Origin of the sequence: Xanthomonas sp. CFBP 8445 (assembly GCF_025666235.1) — a bacterium.
Lineage (GTDB): Bacteria > Pseudomonadota > Gammaproteobacteria > Xanthomonadales > Xanthomonadaceae > Xanthomonas_A > Xanthomonas_A indica.
Genome location: NZ_CP102594.1, coordinates 2,930,678 through 2,942,837, shown reverse-complemented (window position 1 = coordinate 2,942,837; position 12,160 = coordinate 2,930,678). Strand labels below are relative to the sequence as shown.

The following is a 12,160-nucleotide window of genomic DNA, read 5'->3' as shown; positions in this document are numbered from 1 at the left end:
GGCGGGTCGCTCGGCGTATACGCCGCGTTATTGCCGCGGGGGGTAGGGTAGGCTATAAAGGCCCGCTTTCCCGGGCCCCGGGAAGACCAAGGAAGAGCGTTCGTGGCTGCTAAAAAACCTGCAAAGAAGGCCGTCCAGGCCGCCAAGAAGCCCGCCAAGCCCGTCGCCAAGAAAGCGCCGGTGTCCGCCGCCAGCAAACCGCTGAAGAAAGCCGTGCCCGCGAAGCCGGCGGCCAAGTCCGCGCCGGCCAAATCGGCCAGCAAGGCCGTGGCCAAGAAGCCGGCGGCCAAGCCGGTCGCGGCTGCACCGGCCAAGTCCGCTCCCGCCAAGAAAGCCCCGGCCAAGAAGGCGCCCGCCAAGTCGGTCGCGCCCGCCAAGGCCGCGGCCAAGCCTTCCCCCGCCGCCAAGCCGGCAGCGAAGACGCCGGCGGCTAAGCCCGTGGCCAAGGCCGCGGCCGCTCCCGCCAAATCCAAACCGGCCACCGCCCCCGTCGCACCCGCGGTGACCACCTCCGTACCGAAGTCGGCGCCCAAGCCGGCTGCGGCCAAGCCTGTCCCGGTCAAGCCCGCCGCGCCTGCCGCAGCACCGGCCCCCAAGCCCGTTGCCGCCAAGTCCGCCGCGCCGTCGACCCCGCCACAAAAGAATCCCGTGTCCGTTTCGAAATCCTCCGCGAAGACCCCCACCAAGTCCGAATCCACCCCGAAGGCGCCGATCGCCAAGCCCACCGGCAAGGTCGCCGTGGCCGTGACCGCCAAGTCCAACACCCCGGCCAAGCCGGCCAAGTACAAGGTGGTCGAGTACAAGACCGACGAGGCCACCGGCCGCCCGATCCTGCCCAAGGGCTACAAGCCGGCGGCGGACGAGGAGTACATGAGCCCGCTGCAGCAGGAGTACTTCCGCCAGCGCCTGCTCACCTGGCGCGCCGACCTGGTCGAGGAATCCAAGCAGACCATCGAGAACCTGCGCGACGAAGTCCGCGACATCGGCGACGAGGCCGAGCGCGCCACCCGCGAGACCGAGAACTCGCTGGAACTGCGGACCCGCGACCGCTACCGCAAGCTGATCGGCAAGATCGACAGCACGCTCAAGCGCCTGGACGCCGGCGACTACGGCTACTGCGTGGACACCGGCGAAGAGATCGGCCTGGAGCGCCTGGAAGCGCGCCTGACCGCCGAGCGCACCATCGACGCGCAGGAGCGTTGGGAGCACCTGCAGAAGCAGCAGGGCGACTGAGCGATCTTCGCCTTCAGTGTGTCAAGGCAAGGCCCCGCTCGCGCGGGGCTTTGCGTTTTGGTCACCTCATCGCCGGTCCAGGCAGTTCGCCTGTCGGCTATGGCCGCATGCCGCATGCCGCGGAGGCGATGCCTCCGCAAACCGGACCCGCAGCATAGACATGATGCTCGGCCGTGGGCCGATCCTGTGCTACGAGCCACCTGCCGCTGCGTGAATGCCGCGTCGCGTGGTGGCTACATCGCGGCGTGAGCGACGGCGCCCTTTAGCGCACGTGGTTAACCAACCCGCTTTGCGCGTCCTTGCTGATCTGCAAGCCGGGGAGGGCAAAACTGTCCAGGTCCTGCTTGGTGGCTGCGAGGTCCAGCCCGATGATCGCCGACGTCTCCGGATCGACCTCCAGGCCCAGCGGCATCGCGGCGAACTGCACATAGTCGCGGCTGGCGTTCCATTGCGGCTGCCCGCCGATGGCCTGCAATACCCGGTCGATGTGCGTGCCGGCCGGCTGGCCGAGCAGATCGAACGGTAACGGGGCGTCTGGACTGGCGGAGGCGATCAGGTTGGTGACCCGGTCGTTGCGCAAGCGCACCGCCAACTGGCTGTAGCGGAGAGCGGTCGCCGGCTGCGGTTGCTGCGCCAGTTGCGCGTTGAACCCGCGCGGGTACAGATACACCACACTGAGCGTGTCCGGATGTGTCGCATCGCTGCGGGTGATGTCCGGCTGCCCCAGTGCGGCCAGCACCTGTTGTTTGCGCATGCCGAGCGCGACTGGTCCGAGACGCCCGCACGGCGGGGGCAGGGTGGCGGCGCTGCTGGTGTCTGCAAGGGCCTGATGCAGCGCATGCGTGCAGGCCGCCGCATCGCTGCCGGCGGCACGGGCCTGCGGGAAGGTCATGCCGAGCACGAGCAGGCCGAACAGCGAAAGAAATCGGGGTGCCATGAGACATCTCCATTGACGAGTCGTGCGTGGCGAGGCCGGGAAACCCCGGCCTCGCCACAGGGTGAATTAATTGCCGTGCCAGCCTTCGCGGTGCCCGTAGGCGGTGATGCACGGCGGGGCGTACCCCGTAGCGCACGATCTGCCACCGCGTCATGCACCTGCCGCATAAGCGCCAGGCGGCGATTACATCCGCTGCGTTCCTGCTGTCCCCCTCGCTGGCTCGCTGGAGCACGCCAATGTCAGTTCCAGGCGGCGGATCGTCCAATGCGACGGTGTGTCGATCGTCCCGATCGCATGGACGTAATAAGCGGGGCAGTCCGCATCTTCCTCCGGGTTGTTCTTGATGTCGCAGTTACCTTCGATCAGGAAGGTCTTGTTGCCGTCGGTGCCGGTGCGGGCGAATTTCAATGCCGGGCAGCTTTCGAATAGCCTGGAAAGGGCGACGTCGTTCTTCAGTACAAACGCGATCGCTTGCTCTCCATCTGTGTGGGAAGAGGCTTGCTTCGCCTGCAACGATCCTGGCACGGCAATGGCGAATGCCAAGGTCATGCCTATGCGCGGTAGCCCGACGATGTTCATGTGCAAAGCTCCAATAGGCGGTTGTCTGCCGGGTTGGTGGCGCCGGCGCGGGGGAGAGGGCTTGCAGCCACGCCACAATGTGCGGGGGGTGATACGTAGGACGACGCACGTCCGTGACTGGGTCGAGAGTGGAGTTGCCGATCGGGCTTTTGCAGGCATGCCTGGCTTGTGCGTCCATCGTCCATCGCTCGTCATGGAAAAGCGAATGTGCCATACGGCGGAATCCATGCATTTTTATGTGTGAGTCGCGGGTTCGGCGCATGCGTTTCGAAGATCAAGGTGAAACTTAATCTTGATGGATGGTTTCCGTAGCTTCTTTCGTTTCCCTTTCCGGGTTTGTTGAAGCGCTATCCTGTCTACAGGCGCGCTCTGGTAGTGGTGCCAAGCAATAGCGAATTCACATGGAATTCTGCTGATCATTGTTCTAGATGCGATGTCTGCGATGGCTTTCGACTGCTTTAAATGCGCCTGTCATGGCGATGTCGCATCATGTTGCGTGGGATATCGCCATATCGATTCTGAAAATCCATGTCATTGCGTGAAAATTGTTTCAATCATGTGTCCGGCGCTACATCGATAGCGGAGCGTCGCGTTTGAACCGCAATGCTGATCTGGCCGAGTCATCCGTGCCCACGCGCCGCTGTCGTTGGCGGTTGCCGATCCTGATCGCCTTGTTATTGCTCGCGGCCATTGCGCTGGGACCACGGGTCAGCGTGGCCCTGCCGCAGGTGGCGGCGCCGGCGGTGCCGCAGGATCCGCTGGCGCTGCAGGCGTGGATCGACGCGCGCGAGCGCGCCACGCCGGGGTTGCGCCCCGATAACCAGGCGCGGATCGTCTGGGCCGATCCGGCGCATCCGGGGCGACGCGCGTGTGCGATGGTCTATCTGCACGGCTTTACCGCCAGCCAGGGCGAGGGCGCGCCCACGCACGTGCGGCTGGCGCGCAGCTTCGGCTGCAATCTGTATCTGCCGCGCCTGCCCGGGCACGGGCTGGTTGCGGCCGACGCGCTGCGCGGCGTCGATGCCGGGCGCCTGCTCGCCGGTGCGGCCGAGGCGCTGGCGGTGGCGCGGGTGCTCGGCGATCGGGTGGTGGTGATCGGCAATTCGATGGGGGGCGCGCTGGCGGTGCAGGCGGTGGCGGCGAATCCGCGCCAGGTGCAGGCGCTGGTGCTGTGGTCGCCGCTGGTGCGCGAGTACGGCGATCAGCTGCAGCCGATGCTGTGGCCGTGGGGCGCGCAGGTGCTGGCGTGGACGCACAACGGCGGAGACCCGATCCTGCGCTATCCGGTCGACAGCGCCTATTGGGCCGACGCCACGCATCTGGACGGCTATCGCGCGCTGGCGGCGCTGACCCGTGGCGGCATGCAGCCGTCCACCTATACGCGTATCCATGTGCCGGTGTTCCTGGGCTACTACTATCGCGACCCGCAGCACCAGGACCGCACGGTGTCGGTGGCGGCGCTGCAGGCGATGTTCAAGCAGCTGGGCACGCCGCCGGCCTTGCGCCAGGCGGTGGATTTCCCGGGTGCCGACAATCACGTGCTGGCCTCGCCGATCCGTTCGCGGGCGGTGCCGGCGGTGTTTGCCGCCACCTGCCGGTTCCTGGCGGGGCAGGGCGGCCTGGTGCAGCCGGCCGGCGTGCCGGATTGTGCGCATGCCTGGGCCGACGACGAGGCACAGGCGCGCGCGGTGGCGGCCGCGGGCTGAGCGTGGTCGTTGTGGCGAATCGAGGAAGCAGCGCTGTGCGGATCATGCATCGGCGCCAGGGCGCGTGATCCATCAGGGGTCGAGTTGTTTCGCGCCCGAGAGGCCGACGACGCGCACGCACGCCGTCAGCCAGGCCTACTGCAGATCGCGCAGATCCAGATTGCGCAGCTTGGGCGCTTTCCAACTGGTAACGCCGACCACGCCTAGCGTCACGCAGCCGCCGAGCACCACCGCCGGTACCAGGCCGATCAGTCGCGCCATCACGCCGTCGTAGAACGCGCCCAGTTCGTTCGACGAGCCGATGAAGATGCCGTTGATCGAGGACACGCGGCCGCGCATCGCGTCCGGCGTGGCCAGTTGCAGGATGGTCTGGCGCACGATCACCGAGACGCCGTCGCACATGCCGTAGGCGAGCAGGATCGCCGCCGACAGCCAGAAGTGCCGAGACAGTCCGAAGGCGATGGTGCACAGGCCGAAGCAGGCCACCGCCAGCAGCAGCACGCGTCCGGCGTTGCGCTGCAACGGGTGCCGGGCTAGCCACACACCGACCAGGATCGAACCCAGTGCCGGCGCGCCACGCAGGATGCCCAGGCCTTCCGGACCGTAGTGCAGGATGTCGTGGATGAAGGCCGGCAGCATCGACACCGCGCCGCCCAGCAGCACCGAGAACATGTCCAGGGCCATCGCGCCGAGCATGATCTGGTTGGAGAACACGAATTGCGCACCTTCGGCGATGCTGCGGAAGATCGGCGCGCGCGGGCCTTCGTGGACCGGCTCGACAACGCGCAGCAGCCACAGCGCCAGCAGCGCCGCGGACGAGGCGCCGATGGCGGTGCCGTAGGCCAGGCTCTTGCCGCCCCAGCCGACCAGCAGCCCGCCCAGCGCCGGGCCGATCACCATGCCGGCCTGGAACGCGACGCTGCCGACGCTGGCGCCGCGCGCAAAGGCTTCGCGGGGCAGGACGCGGGCGAACAGCGCGTTGTACACCGGCGACAGGAACGCGCGTGCGGCGCCGGTCAGCGCGATCGCCGCATAGATCGGCCACACGCCGTGCGCGGACAGCCAGCCGCGGCTGACCGCCAGCAGCACCGCGGCGGTGGCGATGAGGCCGACGCTGGCGAGCATGCCCAGGTAGCGCCGCGGCAGGTGGTCGACCAGGTAGCCGGCGAACGGGGCGATGCAGAAGAACGGCAGGATCTCGGCCAGCCCGATCAGGCCCAGCGAGAACGGATCGCGGGTGATTTCGTAGATGTGCCAGCCGACCGTGACCGCGACGATCTGGTAGGACAGCATCGCCAGGATGCGGTAGGCCAGCACCAGGGCGAAGCCGGGGTGCGCCAGCAGCGTGCGCAAGGTCTGCGGTGGGGTGGGCAGCGGCGCGCTCATGCCTGCTGGGCGCGCGCAGTGTCCTGGATGAAGGCCAGCAGCGCGGCCAGGCCGTTGCTGCGGGTCGGCGACAGGTGCTTGCCCAGGCCGATGGCGGCGACGAAGTCCGGCGCGGTGGCGAGGATGTCCGCGGCGCTGCGCCCGGAATAGACGCGCAGCGCCAGGTAGATCAACCCGGAGACGATCGCCGAGTCGCTGATCGCATGGAACACCAGGCGCTCGGCATTGCCCTCCGGCACGATCCACACCATCGACTGGCAGCCGTGCAGGCGATGCTCCTCGGTCTTCCAGTGCTCGGGAAAGGCGGGCAGCTTTCGGCCCAGGTCGATCAGGTACTGGTAGCGCTCGGACCAGTCGCCGAAGAAGCCGAATTCCTCGGCGATGGCGGCCTGGGCGTCGGCGGGCGTGGGTTCGAGCGGAAAGTCGGTGTCGGTCATCAGCAATCCAAGATCAAGCGATGTAAAGCCCCTCTCCCCCGGGAGAGGGGTTGGGGTGAGGGTTCGGGCGGAGCGTCACGAACTGTCCATGCGAGTCGCTTCGCGCCGTACCCTCATCCGGCGCCCGTACCCTCATCCGCCCCTTCGGGGCACCTTCTCCCGAGGGGAGAAGGGAACAGCCTCGCTTCTTCTGACTGCGCGTGTGGTGTTCACCCGCGCTTCCAGCGTACGCCTTGCGGCGTGTCCTCCAAGACAATGCCGGCCTCGGCCAGTTCCTGGCGGATGGCGTCGGCGCGGGCGAAGTCGCGGGCCTTCTTGGCGTCGCTGCGGGCGTCGATCAGCGCCTGGATGTGGGCGTCGTCGTCGCTGCCGGCGCCCTGGAACCAGACCTGCGGATCCTGCTGCAACAGGCCGAGGGCCAGGCCGGCGCCGAGCAGGTGGCTCTTGGCCTGGCGCAGCGCGTCGGCACGTTGCGCGGCATCGGCAGGGTCGGGGCCGCCGGCCGGTGCCAGCTCGCGCAGCGCCTGTCGTGCCTGTGTCGCCAGGCTCGACAGCACCGACAGCGCCAGCGGCGTATTGAGGTCGTCGTCCAGCGCTTCTTCGATCTCCGCCGGAATGACCGGCGCGGCGTCGATGCCCTGCAGGTCGCGCAGCGTTCCGTACAGGCCGTCGAGCCGGGCGACCTGGGCCTGGATCAGGGCGTCGGACCAGTCCAGCGGTTGCCGGTAGTGCGCGCTGAGCAGCGCGCAGCGCAGGGCCTCCGGCCGATGCCGCTCGATCAGGTCGTGCACGGTCTCGATGTTGCCCAGCGACTTGCTCATCTTGGCGCCGCTGAAGGTCAGCATGCCGTTGTGCAGCCAGACGCGGGCGAAGGGGGCGCCGCCGTGGGCGCATTCGCTCTGCGCGATCTCGTTCTCGTGGTGCGGGAACTGCAGGTCGACGCCGCCGGCGTGGATGTCGATGGTCTCGCCCAGGTGCGCGGCGGCCATCGCCGAGCACTCGATGTGCCAGCCGGGGCGGCCGCGGCCCCACGGCGAATCCCAGCCGGGGAGATCGTCGCTGGAGGGCTTCCACAACACGAAGTCGCCCGGGTCGCGCTTGTACGGGGCCACCTCGACGCGGGCGCCGGCCAGCATCTCCTCCGGGTCGCGCCGCGACAGCTTGCCGTAGTCGGCGAAGCTGGCCACCGCGAACAGCACGTGGCCCTCGGCGGCGTAGGCGTGGCCGCTGGCGATCAGCCGCTCGATCATCGCCACGATGTGCGGGATGTGCGCGGTGGCCGCCGGCTCGATGTCCGGCGGGGTCACGCCCAGCGCGGCCATGTCCTGGCGGTAGATGGCGGCGAAGCGGTCGGTGATGGCCGAGATCGGCACGCCCTGCGCCTGCGCGGCGGCGTTGATCTTGTCGTCCACGTCGGTGATGTTGCGGGCGTAGCGCAGCTTGCCGTAGCGGCGCCGCAGCAGCGCCGCCAGCACGTCGAACACCACTGGGCCGCGGGCGTTGCCGATGTGCGCGTAGTTGTAGACGGTGGGGCCGCAGACGTAGAGCGTCGGGCCGGCCACCGGATCGAGCGGTTCGAAGGCGTCGACCCGGCGGGTCAGGTTGTTGTGCAGGCGCAGGCTCATCGGCATCGGCGGTGGGGAAACCGCCCGATTCTACCGGCAGCCGCCCCAGGACGGGCCATCCATCCCCGAGCGCGCCGCGCCGCCGTTGCGCGTGCCTGTCGGCGAGAACGCGCGAGGAGGAGGCCGTGTCTTCATGCCGGAGCGACGCCGCCGCCACGGGCGCCTCACTCATGTCCGTCGGGTGGGCTGGCACGCAGGCCGCACGGTTTGACCGACGGCCGGTCGGGCGCTGCGCCACGCCAGGGCCGTGCGCCTGGCGGATCCGACGCGGGTGCCCGGGATGCGGGACGCGTTCTGGCCAGGTGGACGCGGTTGTCGGCTCGCGTTCAGCCCGACGCAAGGCGGCATGCCTACACTCACTGGTCTGCCCTTGCGAAGCCTGCTGCCGATGCGTCCGAACCTGTTGTTGCCGCTGGTCGGCATCCTTGCCTGCGCCGCCGCGCCGGCCTGGGCGCAGGACTCCGAGGCGCGCAACCGGGTGGTGGTGATCGAGAACGTCAAGCTGGATTACGCCCAGGTGCTGAACGTGGAGCCGGTCTACCAGACCCTGCGCGCCACCCGGACCGAGCAGCAATGCGATCCGGCCCCCGCGCCGGCCCCGGCGGCCCCGGCGCCCAAACCGGCCGAGGACGACAGCCGCTTCAACCGGCTGATGGATTCGGTGAAGGACATCTTCAGCCGCCGCCACGAGGAGCCGGCCCCGGCGGCCACGCCGACCACGGCGCCGGCGGGCGGACGCAATTGCCGGATGGTCGAGGTCGGCCGCGAGTTCCGCCGGCCCATCGCCTACGACGTGGACTATGTCTACAAGGGCACCAAGTACCGCTCGCGGCTGCCGGAAGATCCGGGCAACCGGCTGCGCATCCGCGTCTCGGTGGCGCCGTACGTGCCCGATGCGGTGGTGGTGCCGCCACGCTGAGCGCCGCGTGCGCTTGCGCCTGTGGCGTGCGCGTGCGAGGATGCGCGCCGATGAAAGCGAACCTGCCCCAGCACGATCTCAGCGCCGCACGCATGGCCTCGGGCATGACGTCGCGCGCGCGTCGACCGGAATCCCACATTCTCGCTGGGTAACCGGAGCGTCGTGCCGTTCGTTCTGAAAACCCAGCCCGAGGCTGGGTTTTTTCGTTTTCATCGCCCGGAAAAGTTTCACCCGTAAAGAACCAGGCTGTAGAACCTCCCGCGCGTCCCGCGTCCCCACCGCTGCAAAGGATCGATCGATGTCTCTGAAGCACTTCTTGAACACCCAGGACTGGAGCCGCGCCGAGCTCGACGCGCTGCTGACCCAGGCGGCGCTGTTCAAGCGCAACCGCCTCGGCAGCGAGCTGAAGGGCAAGTCGATCGCGCTGGTGTTCTTCAACCCGTCCATGCGCACCCGCACCAGCTTCGAGCTGGGCGCGTTCCAGTTGGGCGGCCACGCGGTGGTGCTGCAGCCGGGCAAGGACGCGTGGCCGATCGAGTTCGACCTGGGCACGGTGATGGACGGCGACACCGAAGAGCACATCGCCGAAGTGGCGAGGGTGCTGGGCCGCTACGTCGACCTGATCGGCGTGCGCGCGTTCCCGAAGTTCGTCGACTGGGCCAAGGACCGCGAGGACCTGGTGCTGAAGAGCTTCGCCAAGTACTCGCCGGTGCCGGTGATCAACATGGAGACCATCACCCACCCGTGCCAGGAGCTGGCGCACGCGCTGGCGCTGCAGGAGCACTTCGGCACCCGCGACCTGCGCGGCAAGAAGTACGTGCTGACCTGGACCTACCATCCCAAGCCGCTGAATACCGCGGTGGCCAATTCTGCACTGACCATCGCCACCCGCCTGGGGATGGACGTGACCCTGCTGTGCCCGACCCCGGACTACGTGCTCGACGAGCGCTACATGGGCTGGGCCGCGCAGAACGTGGAAGAGAGCGGCGGCTCGCTGACCGTCAGCCACGATATCGATAGCGCCTACGCCGGCGCCGACGTGGTCTACGCCAAGAGCTGGGGCGCGCTGCCGTTCTTCGGCAACTGGGGCCCGGAGAAGCCGATCCGCGACCAGTACCAGCACTTCATCGTCGACGAACGCAAGATGGCGCTGACCAACAACGGCGTGTTCTCGCACTGCCTGCCGCTGCGCCGCAACGTCAAGGCCACCGACGCGGTGATGGACTCGCCCAACTGCATCGCCATCGACGAGGCCGAGAACCGCCTGCATGTGCAGAAGGCGATCATGGCGGCGCTGGCAGGCCAGGGCCGCCGGGATTCGTGATTCGGGATTGGGGATTCGCCACAGCGGCTTCCCTGTCCGTTCCTACTTAGTCAACCGCAGAGAGACTCCCCCATGTCGCAGCAAACCGCTTCCACCAATCCCGAATCCCCAATCCCGAATCCCGGCACCAAGGACATCGTCCTCGCCTTTTCCGGCGGCCTCGACACCAGCTTCTGCATTCCCTACCTGCAGGCCAAGGGCTATGCCGTGCACACGGTGTTCGCCGATACCGGCGGCGTGGATGCCGAGGAGCGCGACTTCATCGAGAAGCGCGCGGCGGAACTGGGCGCGGCCAGCCACGTCACCGTGGATGGCGGCCCGGCGATCTGGGCCGGCTTCGTCAAGCCGTTCGTGTGGGCCGGCGAGGGCTACCAGGGCCAGTACCCGCTGCTGGTGTCCGACCGCTACCTGATCGTCGATGCCGCGCTCAAGCGCGCCGAGGAACTGGGCACCAAGACCATCGCCCACGGCTGCACCGGCATGGGCAACGACCAGGTGCGCTTCGACCTGGCGGTCAAGGCGCTGGGCGATTACGAGATCGTCGCGCCGATCCGCGAGATCCAGAAGGAACACACCCAGACCCGCGCCTACGAGCAGAAGTATCTGGAAGAGCGCGGCTTCGGCGTGCGCGCCAAGCAGCAGGCCTACACCATCAACGAGAACCTGCTCGGCCTGACCATGTCCGGCGGCGAGATCGACCGCTGGGAAGCGCCGGGCGAGGGCGCCCGCGGCTGGTGCGCGCCGCGCAGCGCGTGGCCGACCGAGCCGCTGACGGTGAAGCTGAAGTTCGTGCAGGGCGAGGCGGTCGAGCTCGACGGCAAGGCGCTGCCGGGCGAACAGATCCTGGCCAAGCTCAACAAGCTGTTCGCGCCGTACGGCGTGGGCCGCGGCGTGTACACCGGCGACACCGTGATCGGCCTGAAGGGCCGCATCGTGTTCGAAGCGCCGGGCCTGGTGGCGCTGCTGGCCGCGCACCGCGCGCTGGAGGACGCGGTGCTGACCAAGCAGCAGAACCGTTTCAAGCCGGACGTGGCGCGCAAGTGGGTGGAACTGGTCTACGAAGGCTTCTACCACGATCCGCTGAAGACCGACCTGGAAGCCTTCCTGAAGTCGTCGCAGGCGATGGTCAACGGCGAAGTGACGCTGGAGACCCGCGGCGGCCGCGTCGACGCGGTGGCGGTGAAGTCGCCGCACCTGCTCAACGCCAAGGGCGCGACCTACGCGCAGTCGGCGGACTGGGGCGTGGCCGAGGCCGAGGGCTTCATCAAGCTGTTCGGGATGAGCTCGACGCTGTACGCGCAAGTGAATCGCTGACGCTCTGAAAAAGCCCCTCTCCCTCCGGGAGAGGGGTTGGGGGCGCCGCAGGAAGCCTTCGGAACCGACATGACGAACGCGTCGCCACGCGCCAGCCATGGGGAACTGCTGCAGCATTTGCTCCCATCGTTCGCCATCCGGGCGCGTGGCGACGCGGTCGGCCTGGGTGCTTCTCGAAGTTTCGCGAGGCGCCCCTCATCCGCCCCTTCGGGGCACCTTCTCCCGGTGGGAGAAGGGGGCCACTGCGATGGAACCCATGCACGCACTGCGCATCAGCACCGACAAGCAGGAACTGGATCTGCCGTTGATCCATCGCTTTCTCAGCGAGCAGGCCTATTGGTGCCTGGGCATCCCGCTGGACACGGTGCAGCGGGCGATCGCCGGGTCCCTGTGCTTCGGCGGCTATCTCGATGGCGTGGGGCAGGTGGCGTTCGCCCGGGCGATCACCGACGGCGCGACGTTCGGCTATCTCGCCGACGTGTTCGTGCTCGACGCCTACCGCGGCCGCGGCTACGGCAAGCAGTTGGTGGCGGCGGTGATGGCCCACCCGCAGCTGCAAGGCCTGCGCCGCTTCATGCTGGCCACCTCCGATGCGCATGCGCTGTATGCCCAGCACGGCTTCGCCGCGCCGGCACGCCCGCAGTCGCTGATGGAAATTGCTTATCCCGACCTCTACCGCACCAGCACCACGGCGGCCTGA

General features: G+C 68.2%; 11 protein-coding genes. 6 read left to right on the top strand and 5 right to left on the bottom strand.

The window, feature by feature from the left end; genetic code table 11:
- Positions 1 to 102 precede the first annotated feature (102 nt).
- Entirely contained in the window at positions 103 to 1,233 is a 1,131-nt protein-coding gene (dksA, locus tag NUG21_RS12550) for an RNA polymerase-binding protein DksA (protein ID WP_263391026.1), read from the top strand.
- Positions 1,234 to 1,495: 262 nt separating this feature from the next.
- Here the strand turns inward: dksA and NUG21_RS12545 are convergent, their stop codons facing one another.
- A complete protein-coding gene (locus NUG21_RS12545; protein ID WP_263391025.1) occupies positions 1,496 to 2,170 on the bottom strand; it encodes a secreted signal peptide protein in 675 nt (224 codons plus the stop codon).
- Positions 2,171 to 2,353: 183 nt separating this feature from the next.
- Entirely contained in the window at positions 2,354 to 2,749 is a 396-nt protein-coding gene (locus NUG21_RS12540) for a hypothetical protein (RefSeq protein WP_263391024.1), read from the bottom strand.
- Positions 2,750 to 3,375: 626 nt separating this feature from the next.
- On the opposite strand from NUG21_RS12540, the gene NUG21_RS12535 reads away from it, so the two are divergent.
- Positions 3,376 to 4,455, top strand: a complete 1,080-nt coding sequence (locus NUG21_RS12535) for an alpha/beta hydrolase (RefSeq protein WP_263391023.1) — start codon at positions 3,376 to 3,378, stop codon at positions 4,453 to 4,455.
- A 135-nt stretch (positions 4,456 to 4,590) separates the two neighbouring features.
- Here NUG21_RS12535 and NUG21_RS12530 read toward each other — a convergent pair whose 3' ends face one another.
- The 3 genes from NUG21_RS12530 to cysS all read right to left on the bottom strand — a co-directional run bounded on the left by NUG21_RS12530 (position 4,591) and on the right by cysS (position 7,903).
- Positions 4,591 to 5,841 (bottom strand): MFS transporter, encoded by a 1,251-nt coding sequence (locus NUG21_RS12530; RefSeq protein ID WP_263391022.1) that lies wholly within the window; start codon positions 5,839 to 5,841, stop codon positions 4,591 to 4,593.
- Positions 5,838 to 6,278 carry a SufE family protein gene (locus tag NUG21_RS12525; protein ID WP_017912501.1) on the bottom strand — a complete coding sequence of 147 codons (441 nt, stop codon included), beginning with the start codon at positions 6,276 to 6,278 and terminating at the stop codon, positions 5,838 to 5,840. Before NUG21_RS12525 ends, NUG21_RS12530 begins: the two co-directional genes overlap by 4 nt.
- Positions 6,279 to 6,487: 209 nt before the next feature.
- Positions 6,488 to 7,903 (bottom strand): cysteine--tRNA ligase, encoded by a 1,416-nt coding sequence (gene cysS / locus NUG21_RS12520; protein WP_263391021.1) that lies wholly within the window; start codon positions 7,901 to 7,903, stop codon positions 6,488 to 6,490.
- 388 nt (positions 7,904 to 8,291) lie between these two features.
- Here cysS and NUG21_RS12515 point away from each other — a divergent pair, with 388 nt between their 5' ends.
- The 4 genes from NUG21_RS12515 (at position 8,292) to NUG21_RS12500 (ending at position 12,160) form a co-directional block, all read left to right on the top strand.
- On the top strand, positions 8,292 to 8,822 hold the full coding sequence (locus NUG21_RS12515; protein WP_263393075.1) for a hypothetical protein: 531 nt from the start codon (positions 8,292 to 8,294) through the stop codon (positions 8,820 to 8,822).
- 298 nt (positions 8,823 to 9,120) lie between these two features.
- Entirely contained in the window at positions 9,121 to 10,146 is a 1,026-nt protein-coding gene (locus NUG21_RS12510) for an N-acetylornithine carbamoyltransferase (RefSeq protein WP_019798153.1), read from the top strand.
- Positions 10,147 to 10,218: 72 nt separating this feature from the next.
- Positions 10,219 to 11,460 carry an argininosuccinate synthase gene (locus NUG21_RS12505; RefSeq protein WP_242081149.1) on the top strand — a complete coding sequence of 414 codons (1,242 nt, stop codon included), beginning with the start codon at positions 10,219 to 10,221 and terminating at the stop codon, positions 11,458 to 11,460.
- Between the two features lie 247 nt (positions 11,461 to 11,707).
- Positions 11,708 to 12,160, top strand: a complete 453-nt coding sequence (locus NUG21_RS12500) for a GNAT family N-acetyltransferase (protein WP_263391020.1) — start codon at positions 11,708 to 11,710, stop codon at positions 12,158 to 12,160.

What these genes read in the sequence shown, in the direction of transcription:
- cysS (WP_263391021.1), bottom strand. Translation starts at nt 7,903, where the DNA reads ATGAGCCTGCGCCTGCACAACAACCTGACCCGCCGGGTCGACGCCTTC.
- NUG21_RS12525 (WP_017912501.1), bottom strand. Translation starts at nt 6,278, where the DNA reads ATGACCGACACCGACTTTCCGCTCGAACCCACGCCCGCCGACGCCCAG.
- NUG21_RS12540 (WP_263391024.1), bottom strand. Translation starts at nt 2,749, where the DNA reads ATGAACATCGTCGGGCTACCGCGCATAGGCATGACCTTGGCATTCGCC.
- NUG21_RS12510 (WP_019798153.1), top strand. Translation starts at nt 9,121, where the DNA reads ATGTCTCTGAAGCACTTCTTGAACACCCAGGACTGGAGCCGCGCCGAG.
- NUG21_RS12515 (WP_263393075.1), top strand. Translation starts at nt 8,292, where the DNA reads ATGCGTCCGAACCTGTTGTTGCCGCTGGTCGGCATCCTTGCCTGCGCC.
- NUG21_RS12545 (WP_263391025.1), bottom strand. Translation starts at nt 2,170, where the DNA reads ATGGCACCCCGATTTCTTTCGCTGTTCGGCCTGCTCGTGCTCGGCATG.
- NUG21_RS12530 (WP_263391022.1), bottom strand. Translation starts at nt 5,841, where the DNA reads ATGAGCGCGCCGCTGCCCACCCCACCGCAGACCTTGCGCACGCTGCTG.
- NUG21_RS12505 (WP_242081149.1), top strand. Translation starts at nt 10,219, where the DNA reads ATGTCGCAGCAAACCGCTTCCACCAATCCCGAATCCCCAATCCCGAAT.
- NUG21_RS12500 (WP_263391020.1), top strand. Translation starts at nt 11,708, where the DNA reads ATGGAACCCATGCACGCACTGCGCATCAGCACCGACAAGCAGGAACTG.